Below are 20,785 nucleotides of genomic sequence, written 5' to 3'. Positions count from 1 at the left end.
TTACACAACCCGTCTAAATTAATTGCCGTTAAAACTCACTGCTAGTTTTGCTGCAAGTTCAGCGTTTGACTTCACTAAGGCGATATTGGCCTCCAGACTTTTACCGCCTGTCATTTCCTGAACCTTTTTTAACATATGTGGTGTAAGATACTTTCCGCTAATGCCCATTTGTTCAGCTTCTTTAAGTGCATCTGAAACCAATCCATCCATATACTCCTGATCCATTGCATATTCTTCAGGAATCGGATTCGCGATAATCGCGCTACCCTCCAAGCCTAAATTCCATTTAACGCGCAACATCTCTGCCATCATATCGATTTCATCTATCCGGTAGTCTACATGATGTGCGCTGCTTCTTGCGTAAAAGGCGGGGAATATGTCTGTTTTATACCCCATGACTGGAACACCTTTTGTTTCCAAATACTCAAGTGTTTTACCGAGATCCAAAATAGATTTCGCTCCTGAACAAACAACAGCTACATTTGTACGTGCGAACTCTTCAAGATCTGCAGAAATATCCATCGTTTGTTCCACACCTCTATGCACACCGCCAATGGCCCCAGTCGTGAATACGCGTATTCTCGCTAAGTCAGCAAAGAACATCGATGCAGCAACCGTCGTTGCACCTGGTTTTTTAGTAGCAATTAAGTAACTAATATCGCGTCTAGAAGCTTTGACAACACCTTTGCTATCTCCGAACCGTTCTAGCTCTTCATCAGATAGACCTATTTTTATTTTACCGTCCATAATTGCAATTGTTGCCGGAACCGCACCATGATCGCGCACAATCTGCTGAACTTCCCGTGCAGCTTTCACATTTTCAGGATATGGCATGCCATACGTAATAATTGTGGATTCCAATGCGACTAGCGGCTTGCCATATTTCATCGCTTCTTTCACTTCTTCTGAATACGAAACATATCTTCTCATTATGAATCTTCCCCTTTACCGTTCAATCGCTATATATTCATAATAATCATTATACGCACTTTATTCAATGTTCATCGGCAATTATTTGGTTAATAGAGTAGCTTTCTAAGTCCCATCCAGTCTCCTCGCCTAGTACTAGCTGGGATAAAAGCTTGCCGAGAAGAGGTCCTACTGTTAAACCAGATGAACCAAGACCGTTAGCCATCCAAACTTGCGGGTGATCAGGTAGTTGACCGATGACCGGCATAAAATTCGGTGTATGTGGACGAATACCCACACGGACTTCAGCCAGTACTGCTTCGCTCAGTAAAGGTGCAATGGGTAGAGCATTCGACAACACCTGCAGTATCCCACCAGTGGTCGGTTGAATATTGAAATCATCTGTATCCTCATGTGTTGCGCCCGCAACGAATCTGCCATCTCGGAATGGCACGAGGTACTGAGTACCAGGTGGCATGATGACTGGCCATTCCCCTGACGCTACATGATTTGATTGTAAATGGAGTATTTGTGCTTTCTGTCCTGTCACTTGCAGCTTCTTACCTAAGGGCTCTGTAAATTCACTAGCCCAGGCACCTGACGCTACGATGATTTGATCTCCCTCAATAATTTGCCCCCCGACCATAACACCACAGACTTTTCCTTCTTTTATGTACGGCGATGCAGAGCCTTTTATACTTTGAACACCACGTTGAACTGCCACACGCTCCATTGCTTTAAGTAGTTGATCCCCTTCTACTTTGGCAGCACCTGAAATACGAACAGCTGAATATTCCTCAGATAAAATCGGAAAATAGCTAGCGAGCTGTATTGTATCCAGTAATTCCACTTCCCCGATCTCAGGAGATTGTTCTTTCCTTATATTTAACAACTCGACTTTCTTCTCCAAACGATCTAACTCAGTATGAATCGCCAAGGCACCCACTTTCTTATATCCTGTTTCCACTTCGCCATGCTTTTCTAATGACCGAATGAATTCAGGATAATACGCAGCACCAGCTGATGCTAGGGCATACCATGCTTTGTTTCGTCTTTGAGATGCCCACGGACAAATAATGCCTGCCGCGGCTTTTGTAGCCTGTCCTGGCTCTTGCCTATCGATTAGTACGACTTCTGCTTGTTGGTCGGATAAATGATAAGCAGCGGAAGCACCAACGATACCCCCGCCTATAATTAATACTTTTCTCATGAAAATTTGCTCCTTTATATAATAGTTTTTAAAATCGACAAACTTTTCACTTTATTTTTTCTGAAAAAGCAGTATAATTACACTATTCGGAATTGAACTTTCGGAATATTCTATATCTTGAGGAGTTTTGATGATTATGACGAGATTACCTATGCAAATTCAACTAGCACAAAATAAAAAAGAAAAGCCAGATCCTAGCACTTTAGTTTTTGGGAAAACATTTACAGACCACATGCTCATTATAGACTATGAGGAAGGCAAAGGTTGGCATAATCATCGCATTACTCCTTACGCACCTTTAACACTCGATCCAGCTGCAATCGTTTTACATTACGGTCAAACGGTTTTTGAAGGAATGAAGGCATATCGTTCAGAAGATGGAACCATCCGTTTGTTCCGTCCAGATCAAAATATGAAGCGTTTGAATTATTCGCTCGATCGTCTATGTATGCCACGGATTGATGAAAAGAACGCATTGTACGCGCTGAACCAATTGTTGCAAATCGAGCAGGATTGGATTCCTACACTAGAAGGAACATCATTATATATCCGCCCATTTGTCATTGCAACAGAAGCCTTCCTAGGTGTAGCGCCAGCTAAAAAATATCAATTTTTCATGATTCTGTCCCCTGTTGGCTCTTACTATAAAGAAGGGATTCATCCAGTTAAAATCCTCGTCGAAAATGAATTCGTCCGTGCTGCAAAAGGCGGAACGGGTAGCGCTAAAACTGCTGGCAACTACGCAGCGGCTTTAAAGGCACAGGAGACAGCAGACAAACAAGGCTACTCACAAGTTTTATGGCTCGATAGTGTCGAGCGTAAATACGTGGAAGAAGTAGGAAGTATGAATATTTTTTTCAAGATCAACGGTGAAATTGTAACGCCTGCAATCAACGGCAGTATTCTTGAGGGAATTACACGAAAATCCATTTTACAGTTGCTAAGACATTGGAATATGCCAGTTGCAGAGCGTCAAATCTCAATGGATGAAATCCGATCTGCCTATGAAAGCGGTGAACTTGAAGAAGTATTCGGTACAGGCACAGCTGCTGTTATTTCTCCAGTCGGCGAACTGAATTGGGATGGTTATAAAATGATCATTGGCAACGGTGAAACAGGGGAACTATCTACCCGTCTATATAACACGTTAACGAATATCCAAACAGGCAAAGAAATAGATCCATTTGGTTGGGTATATGAAATTAAGAAACGTATGGCACGGCTTGCTTAAGACATTGAAAAGCCCCCGTTTTCCACAACTGGAAAGCGGGGGCTGTTGTTTATACAGAAAGTAAAGCTGCATCATTCGTAAGTTGTTCTCCACGAATACGCTGAAATTCATCCATCAATTTCGCAATAGTTAAATGCTGTTTCTGTTCTTCTTCTACCTCAAGAATAATTTGGCCTTTATCCATCATAATTAAGCGATTTCCAAGGTCAAGTGCCTGTTGCATGTTATGCGTTACCATTAACGTCGTCAGCCGATCCTTCTCAACTAATCGTTTCGTTAAATCGGTGATTAACTCTGCGCGGGACGGATCGAGTGCTGCGGTATGCTCATCCAACAACAAAATAGAAGGTTGCGTAAAGGTCGCCATCAATAATGACAACGCTTGACGTTCACCACCGGACAATAGTCCAACATTCGCTGTCATCCGATTTTCAAGATTCAAATGCAATGTTTCCAGTGAGGTTCGGAATAAGTCTTTCCGTTTCTTATCTACTCCACGATGCAATGAACGCCGTCGATTGCGAGAATAAGCCATCGCCAAATTTTCTTCAATCGTCATCGTCGGTGCTGTACCTGACATCGGATCTTGGAATACTCGTCCTATCATTTTGGATCGTTTGAACTCTGCCAAACGTGTAACATCTTTGTTATTGATATAAATAGAACCAAAATCCGGTGTCAATGCGCCGGATATCATATTCATCATGGTAGATTTTCCTGCACCGTTACTCCCTATGACTGTTACGAAATCACCCGGTTGTAAATGTAAGTTAATTTGGTCCAGCGCTACTTTCTCATCCGGAGTCGATTCATTAAATACTTTATTGACTTGATCCAGTTTCAACAACGCTATGACCTCCTTGTGATGATTTCATCGCCATTCGTTCAGATTGTCTTTTCGCTTTACGCGCTTTTTCCCGTCTTTTTTCGAGAATCTGCGGAATAATTAATGCCGCAATTACGATGACTGCAGTAATTAATTTCATATCACCTGAATCGAGAATCTTCACTTTCAATGACAGTCCGAGTACGATTCTATAGATTACGGCACCAATGACGACGGCCATTGTTGTACGGAAAATGGTTTTCGTCCCGAATATCGCTTCACCGATAATAACAGAAGCTAATCCGATGATGATCATACCAATTCCCATTCCATTATCAGCGAATTTTCCATACTGTGCAATCAATGAACCTGCGAAAGCAACTAGTGCATTGGAAATTCCTAATCCGAGAATAACAAGAGTATCTGTATTGGCAGAGAAACTACGAATCATTTTTTTATTATCACCAGTTGCACGGATGGCTAAACCAACTTCGGTTTGCAAAAACCAGTCCGCTATGAATTTAATGAGAACCACAACTAGGATCATCAAAACTAATGTTCCCCAAGTCGATGGTAAATGTTCCAAACCAAGTCCCATTAGGAAACCATTGATGGTTTCATCAACTCCAAGAGTACTCCAGAAACCTTGGAACTTACTGAAAATCGTTTCTGAATTTAAAAGCGGAATATTCGGACGACCCACTGAATTTTCTGTCGTCAGTCCCATTATCCGAAGGTTTATCGAGTAAAGAGCTATCATCATGAGGATTCCGGATAGAAGTGGATTGATTTTTCCTTTGGTATGTAATAAACCAGTTATACACCCAGCAAAAAAGCCAACCAGGATTGCGGTAAGTGTTGCAACAAGTGGATGATAATCAAATACAATCATCGTAGCCGCTACTGCTGCGCCTGTTACAAAACTTCCGTCCACTGTTAAATCTGGAAAATCAAGCACCCGGAATGTTAGATACACTCCGAGTGCCATGATCGCATAGATGATACCCTGCTCAACTGAGCCAAATACAGCTGAAAACATGCAAGATCATCTCCTAATTTTATTTATTTTGCAATCTCGGCATTCCACTCATCTTGAATCTTCAAACCGATTGCGTCTGCAGTCTCTTCATTCATCACTAGCTTCAAGTTCTGTGGTAATTGGACAGGTAATGATTCAGGCGTTTCTTCACCTTTTAGAATCTTTACTGCCATTTCACCCGCTTCATATCCGATATCGTAATACTCAAAGCCGTATGCTCCAAGTCCACCACGTTTCACAGAATCAAATTCACCCACCATCATCGGAATCTTATTGTCATTCGCAACAGAGATGACTGATTCAAGTGCTGATACTACAGTGTTATCCGTAATGATATAAAATGAATCTACTGAACCAATCAAAGATTCGGCTGCTTGCTTTACATCTGCTGAAGTTGCAACGGATGCTTCTACAACTTCCATATCCATATCTGCAAGAATTCCTTTTACATGATCCACTTGTAGGCGAGAGTTTTGCTCCCCTGAGTTAAATATCATTCCTACTTTTTTTGCACCCACGTTTTCTTTCAAGAACTTCATTGTGTTTGGAATGGCATCAGGATGATTATCAGTAGTGCCTGTAACATTGCCGCCTGGCTCTTCATTGGATGCAACAAGTTCCGCTGCTACTGCATCTGTAACTGATGTGAAGATGATCGGAATGTCTTGTGTCGCGCTAGCTGCCGCTTGTGCACTTGGTGTAGAGTTAGCAAATATTAAATCGACGCCTGCGCCTGCCAAGTTGTTTGCAATGGTTGAGTTGGAACTATTATCATTTTGCGCATTTTGCTTATCGTATTCTACATTCAATCCAGCATCTTCAATTGCCTTTTGAAACCCTTCAAACGCCGCATCTAAAGACGGGTGTTCAACAATTTGTGTCACACCAATTATGTATTTTTCTTCAGTGCTTGCTTTATCATTATTCTTATCATCTGCTACAGGATCAGATGACTCCCCTTTTCCACCACACGCAGCAAGAATGAGCACAATACTAAATAGTGCTACTGCATAAGTCACCCAATGTTTCTTCATGTAAATCCCCCTCGACTATGATCTATTACCCTTTCGATGTATGTAGAAAAGATAATAATTATACGTAATCGTACCCTTTACAATGTTATTCGTCAATGCATTATTCAATATTTTGTGTTAATTCTCAAAAGTTAATGAACTACCTGATATAATTCTCCATATATTAAGATAACTTACAGGAAAACAAATTAATCTACATAAAAAATAGTGACGCGATTATACCATTCGCATCACTATTTTTGGTTATTTATTTAACTCGTAATTCAGGAATCTCTTTGTACGTAATTCTTTCGGTGATTTGATTACTTCATCTGGAGTACCCGCTTCAACAATCTTTCCATCGTCCATAAAGATCACATGATTAGCCACATTGCTTGCGAATTCCATCTCATGCGTCACCACAATCATCGTCATATGCTCTTCCGCAAGATTTCTCATCACTTCCAATACTTCTTTCGTCAATTGCGGATCTAAAGCGGAAGTCGGTTCATCGAATAATAAAATATCCGGATTCATCATCAACGCTCTCGCAATCGCAACACGTTGTTTCTGACCACCCGAAAGTCTCGAAGGTAATTCATCAGCCTTTGAAGCCAACCCCACTTTTTCTAGCAATTCGATACTTCTATGCCCATAATCTTCGACTTTTTCTTTCTTCACCAGTTTCGGTGCTAGTTCCAAGTTCTGCTTTACAGTTAAATGAGGAAATAGGTTAAATTGTTGAAATACCATTCCCATTTTGGAGTTGATCATTTTACTATCGGTAGGATTTGTGTAAATGCCATCTTTAACTAGGTAATCTCCATCCACGATAATACTACCGCCACCAACTTGCTCCAATTGAATTAGACTTCTTAACATTGTACTCTTTCCAGAACCCGAAGGTCCGATAATTGCCATGACATCATTTTTTTGAACATCAAACGATATATCCTTCAATACTTCCAATGGACCGAATGATTTCTGTAAGTTGCGTACTTCTATGAAAGACATAATTTCCTCTCCTCATTCGTATTGCAGCTTTCTTTCTAAATACTTGAAGACTATAGTCAATCCGAATGCAATCAGCAGGTAGATCCCAGCTGCAATGAAGAACGGTATGATTGTGAAGTCTCTGTTTACGACTGTTTGCGCATAGTGTAGAAGTTCTGGAACTGCTACCGCATATAATAGCGCCGTATCCTTTACTAACGATACCGATTCATTTGCAATAGGTGGTAGCGTTACACGAAACATCTGTGGTAGGATGACGCGCACAGTCGTTTGCCATTTCGATAATCCAAGTACTTGCGAAGCTTCGTATTGCCCTTTATCAATGGAGATCAAACCACCTCGGAATATTTCAGCAAAGTACGCTGAATAGTTCAAAATGAACGCTAGTGTAGCTGCTACAAAACGATCAAGAACTAAATACTCACCAATTACCGGCAGAAGTGGTAAACCAAATACAAAGAACAATAGCTGTAATAACAAAGGAGTCCCACGCATGACGTATATAAAAGTCTGCGCCAAATAAGAAATTGGTTTAATACTACTTCTTACGGCAAGTGTCAGCAAGAATCCGAGTGGAATAGATAAGACGATCGCTATTACAAATAATAGTACAGTCGCTTTCGCTCCTTCCAACATAGGAATCAGCATAGACATAAAATATTCATAACTCATTAGTTAATTCCTCCAAAAAACCATTCAAGATTTTATGTACTTCTCTTACAATACGCATACCAACGGAAGTCGCAAATGCAACTTCCGTTGACATAACTTATTCTACAACTCAACGAAGAACTTTGTCTTCTCCGAACCATTTTGTGGAGATTTCAGCTGAAGTACCATCTTCATTCATCGTATCCAATGCTTTTTGAAGATTTTCAAGCAATTCTTCATTGCCTTTCTTCACTCCAACGCCATATTCTTCCACTGCCAATGATCCGTCAAGTTTCGTAAAGACCCCTTCTTCAGTTGTCATATAGTAATCAATGACGACTTCATCAAGTACTACTGCATCTAGACGACCTGTTTTCAAATCTGTTAACGCTAGAACATTGTCTGCAAATTCTGTGATGTTTTTTATTTTTTCGTGGATTGGGTGACTTTCTAATGCTGGTCCGGCAGATGATAATGCTTGGACACCTACAGTTTTTCCATCTAGGTCTTCAATTGTTTTCACATCAGAATCTACTAACGTCACAACGACTTGATTATTATCCAAATAAGGCTTCGTGAATAATACTTTTTCTTGACGTTCTTTTGTGATGGTATAGCCGTTCCAAATTAAATCGATTCTTCCACTGCTAAGTTCTGTTTCCTTCGTTTTCCAGTCAATAGGCTGGAATTTTGCAGTAGCACCCATATGCTCAGCCGCTGCTGTTGCCATGTCAATATCGAAACCTACTAAATTATTTTTATCGTCACGGAATCCCATAGGTGCAAATTTGTCATCTACACCGATGATAATTTCTTTCGTTTCTTTGTTATCTGCATCCGCGGGTGATTTGCCCCCCTCAGACGACTTGCCCGAACATCCAGCCAGCAGTAGGAATAATGCTGCAAATAATAAAGCAATGGTTGTCTTTTTCATTATTTTTCCTCTTTTCTTAATTCTTTAGTACGTTAATGAGTTAGTATACTATAAAAATAACATTAGATGCACGAAATGAAAAGTAGTAAAATGAAAAAACTGAAGGTAATCTCCATATGTCTGGAGTTATCTTCAGTCTACGAATAATCTGTGTCTATTTTTTTGTTATTTACTTCTCCTAAACACTTTGTGCCCATCGTATGAAAAGACCAAAGGTTTGTTCTCAAGTATTGTTTCGATATGCACGATACGTCCCCACAGTTGATGAATATGCGGTAAAACATGTTCCAAGTACGGGAGATCAAGTTCAGTGTCTTCATAGCGGTGAACAAGATACAATTCCCCATTTCGCATATAATCTCCATCGTCTACTACTATATAAGGAAAGCCACCGTTCACTCTCTGTCCAATTAGTTGATTCCGAACAGCATCGGTCTGTTTATCAGAGATTTTGTATTGGTCTTCCTGCTTTTGAAACACGTACAGATCTTCTTGTTTAATTAGGTCATCGGTCAAATAATTTCGAATGAACGATGTGTCATTTTCAATTTCACGCGCTTCAAATATTTTTTCGCGTCCCGTCACCATCTCTTCACCACGTGAAGTAGCTTCCTTAGCTAGTATATCGTACCGTTTCTCTATATCTTCATATATTTTGACACCGAGGTAATATGGATTAATTGAAGTCTTGGAAGGCTGCAGAACACTAGCATTAAGTTTTGCGAACTCAATTGTCTCTGAAGGCGTTAAATCCATTTGTCGAAGAATCGTTTGATGCCAATAAGATGCCCAACCTTCATTCATGATTTTCGTTTCCAACTGTGGCCAAAAATAAAGCATCTCTTCACGTAACATCGTCAGAATGTCCGCTTGCCATTCCGTTAGATTACGACTGTTTTCAAGAATAAATAATAGGATGTCTTTTTCTGGTTCTTTCGGATTCTTTTTGTGCATTTCAATCGCTTGTTGTCCAGGTATTTTCCGTTGATCAAGGTCCCATAAATCTTCATATGCGCTTCTTCGGGGTTGTTGGTCAATAAAAGATGACGGAATGATGTCCCGCATCATACTTGGATCCACATGTTCTTGAATGGCTAATACCGCGTCAAGAAATGTTTCCACACATTTCTTACCATAGCGTACTTCATAGTCCGCAATTCGTTCGGCTGTAGCTGCCATGCTTTCAACCATGTCTTTACGCGTTTTTGAAAAATAGGTATTATTTTTGAAGAAATCACAATGCGCCAATACATGCGCAATGATTAATTTATTTTGAATTAAACTATTCGTATTCAATAAAAATGCGTAACACGGATTTGAATTGATAACGAGCTCATATATCTTGCTTAATCCGATATCATATTGCAACTTCATCTTATGGAATTGCTTACCAAAACTCCAATGTGTAAAACGCGTAGGCATTCCATAGGCACCAAATGTATACAGTATATCTGCTGGACAAATCTCATACCTCATCGGATAAAAGTCGAGTCCAAATCCACTGGCAATCTCCGTGATCTCATCTATTGCATAATATAATGCCTGTTGATCAGTCAGCGTAATCCCTCCGTTCGCTTTTCGAAGAACTTCTTGAGCGCATAGTAGACATCGCGGTTTTTTTGCAAAATATAATAATTGAATTTGGGATGTTCAATTGATTTATACGCGGACATCAACGTGGACATTCTACGATGCTCATTGACTTCGGCATAACCAAACATATTCGATATCGCCAATAATTCATCCACGTGTTCCAAACATTTCTTATTGTCACTTGTCATATTTTCCCCGTCCGAAAAGTGGACAGGATAGATATTATAACTAGTGGGTGGATAAAATTCTTTAATAACTTCCAATGCTTTACTATAAGCTGATGAACATCTGGTTCCGCCACTTTCCCCTTTGTTGAAGAAATTTTCCTCAGATACTACTTTCGCTTCCGTATGGTGCGCAATGAATTCGATTTCTACCGTCTCATACTTTGTCCGTAAAAACTTCGTCATCCAAAAGAAGAAACTTCGTGCCATATATTTCTCAAATTTGCCCATTGAACCACTCGTGTCCATCATGGCGATGACAACCGCTTTAGACTGTGGTTTCTCTACGGGATTCCATGTTTTAAATCGTAGATCGTCTTCCAGAATCGGTGCGACCTCAGCTTTCCCATTTATCGCATTACGTTTAATGGCAGATAACAATGTTCGTTTTTTATCAATATTACCGATTAATCCTTTTTTACGAATGTCTGTGAAATCAATGTCTTCAAGCGTTGTTACCGATTGTTCTTTCTGCTCTAAGTCCGGTAGCTCCAATTCTTTAAAGAACATCTCTTCCAACTCTTCTATCGAGACCTCTGTTTCATAGATATCTTGCCCTGGTTGATCACCCGCTTCTTTTCCTTCACCTGGCTGTGCTTTCTTTTCTCCTTGCGCCACTACGTCCCCTACCGCACTGTCGCCATCACCTTGACCAACATGCTTGGACTTGTCGTGGTTGTAGCGAATTTTAAATTCATCTAATGAGCGAATTGGTATTTTGACCATGTCTTTTCCATTTGATAGTATAATGTTCTCTTCACTGATTAAGTCAGGTAAGTTACTTTTTAGTACTTCATTTATTTTATCTAGGTGGCGTTGCTGATCTTGGTGGCCTTTGCGATGGAGAGACCAATTTTCTTCAGTGACAACGAATCGACTTTTCTGGTTTTCTTCCACTCGTATCCCCGCCTATCTCTCGAACAATTTGTTTCCTTATCATATGCGGCAGCTGATTGAATATTTACAAAACGGCAACAAAACTAAAAAGAGACCTCGTGTATTGAGGTCTCTGAATTCAAGATTCACTAGCTGGAATTAGACTTAGGCAGTGGATTTGGGTAATAATTTATTGACGTGTATTAAAGCTAGGCTTGTGTTCGTTTTCCGACTTGAACTTAGACATGACTTGAAATAAGTATAGTCACAACAAAAATACACACTACCTATGATGACTAGTTTAAGTCATTACGCCGAGCGGCAAGCTTTTCAAGCTGTAGTTGCAACCCCAACGTAGACATTAATTCTATTCATATTTCCTAATCGGCTTACCGATTTAACAAACTTCCAACGTAACGCAGAAGATCGTTTGCTGAGACGGAATTGTAGCCATGTTCGTCTACTAGGCGCGCTACGACTTCATTCATCTTCTTCAATTGTGTCTCGTCGGGTGTAGTAGATGTTGTAGTAATCTTCACGACGTCCTTTAGATCGGTGAATAATTTTTTCTGAATTGCTTCACGCAAGCGGTCATGGGAACGGTAGTCGAAGCGCTGGTGTTTTCTAGCGTATGCGGAGATACGAATAAGGATTTCTTCACGGAATGCCTTTTTCGCATTTTCCGAAATTCCTATCTGCTCTTCTAACGAACGCATCAACTTTTCATCAGGGTTAATTTCCTCTCCCGTCAGCGTGTCGCGTAGTTTATTTTTATTGCAGTATGCTTCGACGTTATCCAAGTAATTATCCATTAAAGTTTTTGCAGACTCTTCATAAGAATAAACAAAAGCTTTCTGAACTTCTTTTTTCGCGATTTCGTCATACTCTTTACGCGCCATTGAAATATAATTCATATACGTGTCACGGTCCTCACTTGAAATGGAGGCGTGTTGATCGAAGCCATCTTTTAACGCACGTAATACGTCTAGTGCATTGATACTTGGGACTTCTTTTCGGATAATCGCTGAAGAAATACGATTGATGACGTAGCGTGGATCGATTCCGTCCATACCTTCATCTATAAATTCGTTCTTCAGTTCTTCCGCATCTGCATCGTTAAACCCTTCAACATTCTGTCCATCATACAGGCGCAATTTCTTTAATCGATCGATGCCTTGTTTTTTCGACGCTTTCAAACGTGTCAAAACAGAAAAAATAGCAGCCACTCGCAATGCATGCGGCGCAATGTGGACGTGAGCCATATCACTGTCACGAATCATTTTTTCATAGATCTTTTCTTCCGCACTTACTTTCAGATTGTATGGAACAGGAATGACGATTAATCTTGAATGAAGTGCTTCGTTCTTTTTATTACTAATAAATGAACGATATTCCGTTTCATTAGTATGAGCAACGATTAGTTCATCTGCACTAATCAGCGCAAACCTTCCTGCTTTAAAGTTTCCTTCTTGTGTTAAGGATAATAAATGCCAAAGAAACTTTTCATCGAGTTTCAGCATCTCTTGGAATTCCATCATGCCACGATTCGCTTTATTCAATTCCCCATCAAATCGGTACGCACGTGGATCTGACTCTGAACCATATTCAGCAATTGTGGAGAAGTCTATACTTCCGGTTAAATCAGCAATGTCTTGTGACTTCGGATCGGATGGTGTAAATGTTCCAATCCCAACACGGCGATCTTCCGAGAACAGAATGCGTTCCACTAGTACATTTTCAATTTTACCTTCAAATTCTTCTTCCAGTCGCAATTGATTTAAAGGAGATAAACTACCTTCGATTCGTATACCATACTCTTCAAAAAATGACTTCCTTAAAGATTCCGGAATCAAGTGTAAAGGGTCTTCATGCATCGGACACCCCTTAATAGCATAAACCGCTCCTTCATCCGTTCGAGAATAGGCTTCTAGCCCACGTTTTAACATCGTCACAATAGTAGATTTACCACCACTAACAGGTCCCATCAATAACAATACACGCTTCTTTACATCCAAACGCTTTGCTGCTGGATGAAAATATTCTTCTACTAAACGTTCGATAGACTCTTCCAGACCAAATAACTCTTCATCAAAGAAATTATAAATTTTCTTGCCGTCTCTTTTTTCAATTCCTGCACTTTTTATCATTTCATAAATACGAGAATGAGCGGTCTGTGCAACTTCTTTCCGCTCTTTTATTAATTCCAGATATTCCAAAAATGTACCTTCCCACTTCAACTGATTTTCTTCTTTGCGATAATTATGCAACTGACGAATGATATCCAACATATCTCCTCCAATTAGGCTATGATGTATTATCTTATGTTCATGAAGTGTAAAAGATTCATCACGTACATTGGAAGAAAAATTGAAAAGCTTATATTGCCACTACTTTCTTTTTTAAAATTCCGTTAAGATAGAATAAACACGTTTGAAAAAGGGGAGTTTTATGAGCAAACAACATAAAAAGGAAACTGTAGGACATATACTTAGACGCTACTTATTCATCTCAATTGGTGTCGTAATTACAGCAGTTGCGTTAGATTTATTTTTAATCCCTAACTCCGTAATTGACGGTGGCATCATCGGCATCGCACTCATATTGAATTTCATCTCTGGAGTACCTTTTGGGATTTTGATTTTGATCTTAAACTTGCCCTTCTTATTTTTCGGGTATAAACATATCGGCAAGAACTTCTTCTTCTCCTCTTCCTATTCGATTGCTTTGCTTGCCATTGTGGAATTCCCACTTAAAACTCTAGGTCCATTTGTAACAGACTCACTGTTAGCTACAGTCTTTGGAGGATTATTGCTAGGGGCGGGTGTCGGAACCATCATACGGAATGGCGGGGCGCTTGACGGAACGGAGATTCTCGGCATTTTACTTACAAAAAAAATCCCCTACAGTGTTGGGGAATTCGTGATGTTCTTCAACCTCTTCATATTTGGATGGGCAGGCTTTGTACTCGGACCAGAAAAAGCGATGTACTCGATCATTACATACTATATCGCTTCAAAAGCGATCGACATTGTGATCCAAGGCTTAGACGAAACCAAGGCTGTCTTTATTATTTCCGATGAATACCATGAGCTTAAGGAGGCGATTCGTCTGCGACTCGGCCGCAGCGTTACCATGTTGCACGGTCGCGGCGGCTATACAGACAATGAAAAAGACGTGATCTATGTAGTCGTGACAAGGCTAGAAATTTCCAAGCTTAAACAAATCACTACTGATATAGACCCTAATGCTTTTCTGACCATCATGAATACACATGAAACGCATGGAGCGACCTTCAAATCACCTATACATTAAAGAAACCGCCACTCATTCAAGTGGCGGTTTCGTGTCTCTTAATGGAAGACAATGGTTTTATTGTTCTCTACAATTACTCGATCTTCAAGATGCCACTTTACTGCACGCGCAAGAACACGTCGTTCGATAGTGCGGCCAATCTTCTTCAATTGAACAATATCGTCCCGGTGATCCACACGCTCGATATCTTGTTCAATGATTGGACCTTCATCTAAGTCATTCGTTACATAATGTGACGTTGCCCCAATCAGTTTTACACCGCGTCCAAATGCTCTTTCATAAGGACGTGCACCGATGAAGGCTGGTAAGAAGGAATGATGGATATTGATAATCTGATTCGGGAAGTGACGGACGAATTCAGGTGTAAGTATTTGCATATAGCGTGCTAACACGAGTACATCTACGTCGTATTCTTCCATTAACTTCACTTGCTGTCTCTCTACATCTTGACGTATGTCCTTGTTCGCCGGGATGTAATGGAAAGGTATACCAAGTGCTTCAACCATTCCGCGCGCATCTTCATGGTTACTGATCACTACAACGATATCAGTATTTAAATCACCATTCTGCCATTCCCATAGTAATTCCATTAAACAATACGGTTCTTTGGAAACGAAAATGGCCGTTCGCTTTAGTTCCACTGCGTATGAAAAGCGATAGTCCATCTCATGTTGTTTCGCAATGTACTTGAAATCCTCTTCTATTTCTTCTTTTTTATCCAATAAATTGTCTAAATGGAAGGCGATACGTAGATAGAACGTGCCACCCTCCGGATCCGTTGAGTATTGGCTAGATTCTACGATATTGGCTTCGTATTGCAGCAAAAATGTTGAGACTGCGGATACAATTCCTGGTTTATCGGGGCATTGTATAAGCAGTCTACCGATGTTTTTCTGTGCTGTTGATTGTTCTTCTAAATGTGTTGCAATTTTACTTTGGGCTGACATGTTTTCATCTCCTACAAATAATGTTACTGAAAGAATAAGTTCCCCAGCCAGAATGGCCAGGGATCGGGTGAACTCTTCTAATACAGTATGAAGCAAAGTGACGCTTTTCGCAAAAATCTTATTCCACTGGTTTTTCTAAACCTCTGCCCATCCCTTTTAGGAAGTTCATACCGAATGTTAACGCCCGATTGATATCAGGATCGTTAATGGATTTCATCAGTTGTAAAACACCTGTTTTCTGACCTTCTTCATTTGCTTGCTCAGCTTCAGATAATCCGTTTTGAACACTTTTTGAGAGTTGCTGAATTGTAGCTGGATCTAATGCCGTCAGAATTCCTGCACCCGCCATTAAATTATTGAGCATGTTTGTAACAGGTTCTCTTGATACTTGTTCTAACGCTATGCCTGTAATCTTTTCCTTTGAATGAAGCATTGCTTGTAGTGCGTCTAACGCACCAATCTTATGCAACTCACCCGTGATCTCCATAATTTTCTGCAAAGACTCTTCCTGTTCAGCAATTTTTTTCTGCAGTTCATCCAACTTATCTTGCTGTATTTCCAGTTCGGATCGTTCTTTTCTTTTAATCGAAGTTATGGGTGCCGCCATTGATCTTCACCTCACTAATCATTGATCTGTTAATTGGACATATCCTGGTCGATTCCACTTCCGCTCCACTTCTACACCGTTTTGCGGATGACGTTTCTTATCACGGTGGTTACTCTTAGGTAGTGGATTATCCCCTTGCTTTTCAAGTACTTCCATGCGAACCTTTGTCTGCTTGTAAGCCGGTGTATTCGTGCGTTCATCTGTAGCAGGCCCTGTTAGGAAATTGATTGCAGATTGCTTCTCTACTGAGTTCATCGGTAAGAATAATTCATTTTTTCGTACTCTGTCCGTGACAAGTGCGGGCAGTTTCAACGCACCATATGGAGAAATGAGTCTTACATAAGTACCTGTGACTACACCACGTTCTTTTGCTAATTCAGGAGAAATCTCTACAAATATATTGGGAACTTTCTCTTGAATACCATCTGATTTGTTCGTCATATTTCCTTCATGGAAATGTTCAAGCATACGACCATTATTGATATGAAGATCAAACTCTTCAGGGAATTTTACTGGTTCAACCCAATCCGATAATGCAAAGCGAGCTTTCTTATCTGGGAAATTAAAGCCGTCTGTATAAAGAAGTGGCGTACTAACCCCCTCTAGACTTCCCCAAAGGAAACTACCCCAACCTTCCAACATGTCGTAAGAAGCTTCTTTGAAAATAGGACTCAAACTTGCCATCTCAGCAAAGATGTCCCCTGGGTGTGTGTAATTCCAATCAGCGCCTAAGCGATTTGCAACTTCTTGGATGATCCACCAATCTTGACGGGAGTCACCTTTATTCGGTAATGCCTTATAAAGTCGTTGAACACGACGTTCTGTATTTGTAAATGTACCATCTTTTTCAAGTGAAGGCACTGCAGGTAAAATGACGTCTGCGTATTGTGCTGTACGTGAGAAGAAAATATCTTGGACAACAAGGAAATCGAGCTTCGACAGTACATCATGTACATAGTTTGCATTCGAGTCCACTAGTGCCATATCTTCCCCTACAATATACATCCCCTTCATAACCCCATCATCAATCGAATGAAGCATTTGAATATTATCAAGACCCGGCTTACCCTCTATCTCTACACCATAAGCGCGTTCAAATTTTTCGCGTGCGGCATCGTCTGTAATATGTTGATAGCCAGGCAACCACCCCGGCAAACTTCCCATATCGCATGCACCTTGTACGTTGTTATGACCACGTAACGGATAAGCACCAGCGCCTGGACGGCGGTAATTTCCTGATGCCAGTAATAAATTGGATATGGCAGCTGAAGTGTCTGAACCTCCTGTATTTTGTGTAACTCCCATTCCCCATAAGATACATGTACCATCCGCATCACGAATCATTTCAGCTGTTTGAATCAATACTTCTTTTGAAACGCCTGTTACTTGTTCTGCATATTCGAGTGTATAGCGTTTCAATACTTCATTAAAGTCATCAAAATGAAGGACATTTTCCTCAATAAACTGCTGATCATGCCAACCTTGGTCGATTAAGTATTTGGTCACTGCCATAAGCCATACTTGATCGGTTCCTTGTTGTGGTGTCATAAAGATATCTGCACGTTCAGCCATTTCATGCTTTCTGAGATCAGCTACGATTAACTTTTGACCGTGTAGCTTATGTGCGCGCTTTACACGCGTCGCGAGAACGGGATGACCTTCTGCAGGATTGGCACCTACAATGATGACCAATCCTGCTTCAGCAATATCTTTAATAGTTCCAGCGTCACCACCCATTCCAACTGTACGGAATAACCCATCTGTCGCAGGTGACTGGCAATAGCGGGAACAATTGTCCACGTTATTTGTACCGAACACTTGTCGAGCAAATTTTTGAATGACATAGTTCTCTTCATTGGTAATTTTGGATGAGGAGATGACACCAATTCCATCTTTGCCATGCTCGTCACGGATTTGACCTAGATTTTTCGCGACTAGATCTAACGCTTCTTGCCATGATGCTTCAACAAAATCGTCACCTTTACGAATAAGAGGCGTTGTAATGCGTTCTTCACTGTTCACGAAATCCCAACCGAACTTCCCTTTGACACAAGTAGAAATCTGGTTGACAGGTGCCTCGGAAACCGGTTGAATTTTTAATATCGTACGATCTTTCGTCCAGACTTCGAAAGAACAACCTACTCCACAAAATGTGCAGACTGTTTTGGTTTTATTGATTGTGGATTCTCTCATCGCGGATTCAACATCGGAAATCGCCATGATACTGCTATAACCTGGTTCTACATCCTTAATCAAATCAATCATAGGCTCCATCAACTCGTCACTCATCTTCGTCATAAATCCAGCTTCACCTAGCATCGTTTTTTCCATCAAGGCATTGCATGGACAAACCGTAATACAATGACCGCAGCCTACGCAAGAAGAATCATTAATCTTCGCACCGCCATCCCATAGAACAATCGGACGATCCCGTTCCCAGTCGATTGAAAGTGTCTCATTTACTTGTAAGTTTTGACATACTTCCACGCACTGTCCGCATGCGATACATTGATTTGGATCGTAACGATAGAACGGATGTGTGAAATCCACCGCATCTTTTGAACATTTCGGTTCGTAGGGATATTTTTGTTCTTCCACTTCCAAAAGTGCCACGGTATTATGTACTTTACAGTTTCCATTATTGTTATCGCAAACCGTACAATATAGTAAATGATTTTCTAATATCCGATCCATTGCTTCCGTCTGCGCTTCCTTTGCACGCGGAGACGCTAATTTGACATCCATGCCGTCGACGGCTTGTGTTGAACAAGCACGTGTTAATTGGCCATTCACTTCGACGATGCACGTATCACACGTTTGTATCGGATCGACTTCCGGCAAATAACATATTTGAGGGTGCTCAATCTTATTTGCATTGATGATTTGAATGAGCGTCGACCCTGGTTCGAAATTATACATCTTATTATTGATTGAAATTGACATACAGGCGTCCTCCTTCTCAAATAAAAAAATCCACCATAAAAAAACCGTTAAGACGGTATTTTCTATGGTGGAATAGTTTCTTAACAGGACTTGCTAAAGAACCAATCCATACTTACTATTACATGTAGGTTGATGAACATCTAGCAATCACATACTAGATTTCCATCTATTATGTATTTAGTATAAAGTAATAAAGCGTATAATACAATGACCACATTAAAACAATTTGACTATTCTGCAAACGAAAAGAGGAAGTGCCCTATGAAGAAAGTTCATGAATTTAATGATATCATCCGTAAATTACGAAAAGACTTATTCGGAAAAGGTCCCGAACGAATTCATACAATATTTATAGATAATATGGTGGTTTCTACTCTCTATGGTAATTTGACTCCCACTGAAAAGTTCATAGCGGGAACGCCAGAGGGAAAAGAGATGGTGCATCGTGCACGAACTAGCATGATTCAGGCAGTATATGCAAAAGAACCACCTGTAGCATTGGAAGAATTAGTCGAGGCGAAGTTTCTGCATTTATTCAGCGATTTTAAAATTGATGATGATATTGCAGTTTCAGTATTTTTATTCGATCGATCGATTGACTGAAGGGAGAAAAGATTATGAAACAGCAACAACAACGATCCATTATTCGATTTCAGGATGGAAAAGTTTTTGAAAAAGCAGATCAGGTCGCTGTTGAATATGCAATCACAATTAAACTAAACCACAAAGAATTTGCGACGATCGTATGTACTCCGGAATATATTGAGGATATGACTGTGGGCTTCTTGGCTTCAGAAGGAATCGTACCTAAGTGGGAACAAATCAAAGATATTCGACTTGATCTTGAAAATGGCTTCATTTACATCGATACGGATAAAGTCTACCCTTTCTTTGAACAATTGCAGAATAAACGGTATATCACATCTTGTTGCGGCATGAGCAGACAAGGCTATATCTTTGCAAATGATGCACTGACAGCGAAAAAGATGGATAGTATTTCTGTTCAACTGATACCTGCACAAATATTTTCCTTGATGAATCAATTGGAAGAACAGGCAGAAATGTTCCGCCATACTGGTGGTGTACACAATGCTGCTTTGTGCGCTCCAGATCAATTATTATTATCCCGTATGGATATCGGCCGCCATAATGCGTTAGATAAAATTTATGGACACTGTCTGAGGAACGATATTTCTGTGCGAGATAAAATCATTGTGTTCAGCGGACGAATCTCCTCCGAAATATTACTTAAAGTCGCTAAAATTGGTTGTGAAATTGTATTATCAAAGTCTGCACCTACTGAATTAGCTTTGAGTTTAGCTGACGATTTAGGAATAACGACGGTTGGATTCATTCGTGGAAGATCTTTTAATGTGTACACACATCCTGAAAGAATCGTCATGGATACCACTAATCTTTTTTCGATTCCATGAAAATGTAATATTGACAATTTTGT

Annotated in this window: 18 protein-coding genes; 4 read left to right on the top strand and 14 right to left on the bottom strand. The window is 40.3% G+C overall.

Features of this window, described 5'->3' with window-relative positions; all coding sequences use genetic code 11:
• Positions 1 to 18: 18 nt before the first annotated feature.
• Positions 19 to 930, bottom strand: coding sequence for a pseudouridine-5'-phosphate glycosidase (locus tag CSV60_RS03550; RefSeq protein WP_099635992.1), 912 nt, complete (start codon positions 928 to 930; stop codon positions 19 to 21).
• A 64-nt stretch (positions 931 to 994) separates the two neighbouring features.
• The gene (locus CSV60_RS03545) at positions 995 to 2,119 is read right to left on the bottom strand and encodes an NAD(P)/FAD-dependent oxidoreductase (protein WP_099635991.1); all 1,125 of its coding nucleotides are present in this window, start codon (positions 2,117 to 2,119) and stop codon (positions 995 to 997) included.
• Positions 2,120 to 2,249: 130 nt separating this feature from the next.
• Here CSV60_RS03545 and CSV60_RS03540 point away from each other — a divergent pair, with 130 nt between their 5' ends.
• Complete coding sequence (locus CSV60_RS03540; protein WP_369823573.1) at positions 2,250 to 3,350, top strand: branched-chain amino acid aminotransferase; 1,101 nt, start codon at positions 2,250 to 2,252, stop codon at positions 3,348 to 3,350.
• Between the two features lie 49 nt (positions 3,351 to 3,399).
• Here CSV60_RS03540 and CSV60_RS03535 read toward each other — a convergent pair whose 3' ends face one another.
• The 9 genes from CSV60_RS03535 to CSV60_RS03495 form a co-directional block, all read right to left on the bottom strand.
• Positions 3,400 to 4,197, bottom strand: a complete 798-nt coding sequence (locus CSV60_RS03535; protein ID WP_099631017.1) for an ABC transporter ATP-binding protein — start codon at positions 4,195 to 4,197, stop codon at positions 3,400 to 3,402.
• Complete coding sequence (locus CSV60_RS03530; RefSeq protein WP_099631016.1) at positions 4,172 to 5,215, bottom strand: ABC transporter permease; 1,044 nt, start codon at positions 5,213 to 5,215, stop codon at positions 4,172 to 4,174. The genes CSV60_RS03535 and CSV60_RS03530 overlap by 26 nt, the downstream gene beginning before the upstream one ends.
• Positions 5,216 to 5,238: 23 nt before the next feature.
• The gene (locus CSV60_RS03525) at positions 5,239 to 6,249 is read right to left on the bottom strand and encodes an ABC transporter substrate-binding protein (RefSeq protein ID WP_099631015.1); all 1,011 of its coding nucleotides are present in this window, start codon (positions 6,247 to 6,249) and stop codon (positions 5,239 to 5,241) included.
• Between the two features lie 243 nt (positions 6,250 to 6,492).
• The gene (locus CSV60_RS03520) at positions 6,493 to 7,242 is read right to left on the bottom strand and encodes an amino acid ABC transporter ATP-binding protein (protein WP_099631014.1); all 750 of its coding nucleotides are present in this window, start codon (positions 7,240 to 7,242) and stop codon (positions 6,493 to 6,495) included.
• A gap of 12 nt (positions 7,243 to 7,254) precedes the next feature.
• A complete protein-coding gene (locus tag CSV60_RS03515) occupies positions 7,255 to 7,914 on the bottom strand; it encodes an amino acid ABC transporter permease (protein ID WP_099635989.1) in 660 nt (219 codons plus the stop codon).
• Between the two features lie 109 nt (positions 7,915 to 8,023).
• A complete protein-coding gene (locus CSV60_RS03510) occupies positions 8,024 to 8,827 on the bottom strand; it encodes an amino acid ABC transporter substrate-binding protein (RefSeq protein WP_099635988.1) in 804 nt (267 codons plus the stop codon).
• Positions 8,828 to 8,992: 165 nt separating this feature from the next.
• Entirely contained in the window at positions 8,993 to 10,384 is a 1,392-nt protein-coding gene (locus CSV60_RS03505) for a SpoVR family protein (RefSeq protein WP_099631011.1), read from the bottom strand.
• Complete coding sequence (yhbH, locus tag CSV60_RS03500) at positions 10,381 to 11,541, bottom strand: sporulation protein YhbH (RefSeq protein WP_099635987.1); 1,161 nt, start codon at positions 11,539 to 11,541, stop codon at positions 10,381 to 10,383. Before yhbH ends, CSV60_RS03505 begins: the two co-directional genes overlap by 4 nt.
• Positions 11,542 to 11,909: 368 nt before the next feature.
• On the bottom strand, positions 11,910 to 13,808 hold the full coding sequence (locus tag CSV60_RS03495; protein ID WP_369803158.1) for a PrkA family serine protein kinase: 1,899 nt from the start codon (positions 13,806 to 13,808) through the stop codon (positions 11,910 to 11,912).
• 160 nt (positions 13,809 to 13,968) lie between these two features.
• Here CSV60_RS03495 and CSV60_RS03490 point away from each other — a divergent pair, with 160 nt between their 5' ends.
• Complete coding sequence (locus tag CSV60_RS03490) at positions 13,969 to 14,832, top strand: YitT family protein (protein ID WP_099635986.1); 864 nt, start codon at positions 13,969 to 13,971, stop codon at positions 14,830 to 14,832.
• A 38-nt stretch (positions 14,833 to 14,870) separates the two neighbouring features.
• On the opposite strand, the gene purU is transcribed toward CSV60_RS03490, so the two are convergent.
• The 3 genes from purU to fdhF form a co-directional block, all read right to left on the bottom strand.
• Positions 14,871 to 15,779, bottom strand: coding sequence for a formyltetrahydrofolate deformylase (gene purU, locus CSV60_RS03485; RefSeq protein WP_099631007.1), 909 nt, complete (start codon positions 15,777 to 15,779; stop codon positions 14,871 to 14,873).
• A 118-nt stretch (positions 15,780 to 15,897) separates the two neighbouring features.
• A complete protein-coding gene (locus CSV60_RS03480; protein ID WP_099631006.1) occupies positions 15,898 to 16,386 on the bottom strand; it encodes a helical membrane plugin domain-containing protein in 489 nt (162 codons plus the stop codon).
• An 18-nt stretch (positions 16,387 to 16,404) separates the two neighbouring features.
• Positions 16,405 to 19,329 carry a formate dehydrogenase subunit alpha gene (gene fdhF / locus CSV60_RS03475; protein WP_099635985.1) on the bottom strand — a complete coding sequence of 975 codons (2,925 nt, stop codon included), beginning with the start codon at positions 19,327 to 19,329 and terminating at the stop codon, positions 16,405 to 16,407.
• A gap of 261 nt (positions 19,330 to 19,590) precedes the next feature.
• Here fdhF and CSV60_RS03470 point away from each other — a divergent pair, with 261 nt between their 5' ends.
• Positions 19,591 to 19,932, top strand: a complete 342-nt coding sequence (locus CSV60_RS03470; RefSeq protein ID WP_099631004.1) for a Na-translocating system protein MpsC family protein — start codon at positions 19,591 to 19,593, stop codon at positions 19,930 to 19,932.
• A gap of 14 nt (positions 19,933 to 19,946) precedes the next feature.
• Positions 19,947 to 20,762, top strand: a complete 816-nt coding sequence (fdhD, locus tag CSV60_RS03465) for a formate dehydrogenase accessory sulfurtransferase FdhD (protein WP_099631003.1) — start codon at positions 19,947 to 19,949, stop codon at positions 20,760 to 20,762.
• The last annotated feature ends 23 nt before the right edge of the window (positions 20,763 to 20,785 follow it).

This window comes from Sporosarcina sp. P7 (assembly GCF_002743425.1).
Taxonomy (GTDB): Bacteria; Bacillota; Bacilli; order Bacillales_A; family Planococcaceae; genus Sporosarcina.
The sequence above is the reverse complement of the archived record's forward strand: the minus strand, read 5'-3'. Positions and strand labels throughout refer to the sequence as shown.

What these genes read in the sequence shown, in the direction of transcription:
- CSV60_RS03550 (WP_099635992.1), bottom strand. Translation starts at nt 930, where the DNA reads ATGAGAAGATATGTTTCGTATTCAGAAGAAGTGAAAGAAGCGATGAAA.
- CSV60_RS03545 (WP_099635991.1), bottom strand. Translation starts at nt 2,119, where the DNA reads ATGAGAAAAGTATTAATTATAGGCGGGGGTATCGTTGGTGCTTCCGCT.
- CSV60_RS03540 (WP_369823573.1), top strand. Translation starts at nt 2,250, where the DNA reads ATGATTATGACGAGATTACCTATGCAAATTCAACTAGCACAAAATAAA.
- CSV60_RS03530 (WP_099631016.1), bottom strand. Translation starts at nt 5,215, where the DNA reads ATGTTTTCAGCTGTATTTGGCTCAGTTGAGCAGGGTATCATCTATGCG.
- CSV60_RS03525 (WP_099631015.1), bottom strand. Translation starts at nt 6,249, where the DNA reads ATGAAGAAACATTGGGTGACTTATGCAGTAGCACTATTTAGTATTGTG.
- CSV60_RS03520 (WP_099631014.1), bottom strand. Translation starts at nt 7,242, where the DNA reads ATGTCTTTCATAGAAGTACGCAACTTACAGAAATCATTCGGTCCATTG.
- CSV60_RS03515 (WP_099635989.1), bottom strand. Translation starts at nt 7,914, where the DNA reads ATGAGTTATGAATATTTTATGTCTATGCTGATTCCTATGTTGGAAGGA.
- CSV60_RS03510 (WP_099635988.1), bottom strand. Translation starts at nt 8,827, where the DNA reads ATGAAAAAGACAACCATTGCTTTATTATTTGCAGCATTATTCCTACTG.
- CSV60_RS03495 (WP_369803158.1), bottom strand. Translation starts at nt 13,808, where the DNA reads ATGTTGGATATCATTCGTCAGTTGCATAATTATCGCAAAGAAGAAAAT.
- CSV60_RS03490 (WP_099635986.1), top strand. Translation starts at nt 13,969, where the DNA reads ATGAGCAAACAACATAAAAAGGAAACTGTAGGACATATACTTAGACGC.
- purU (WP_099631007.1), bottom strand. Translation starts at nt 15,779, where the DNA reads ATGTCAGCCCAAAGTAAAATTGCAACACATTTAGAAGAACAATCAACA.
- CSV60_RS03480 (WP_099631006.1), bottom strand. Translation starts at nt 16,386, where the DNA reads ATGGCGGCACCCATAACTTCGATTAAAAGAAAAGAACGATCCGAACTG.
- fdhF (WP_099635985.1), bottom strand. Translation starts at nt 19,329, where the DNA reads ATGTCAATTTCAATCAATAATAAGATGTATAATTTCGAACCAGGGTCG.
- CSV60_RS03470 (WP_099631004.1), top strand. Translation starts at nt 19,591, where the DNA reads ATGAAGAAAGTTCATGAATTTAATGATATCATCCGTAAATTACGAAAA.
- fdhD (WP_099631003.1), top strand. Translation starts at nt 19,947, where the DNA reads ATGAAACAGCAACAACAACGATCCATTATTCGATTTCAGGATGGAAAA.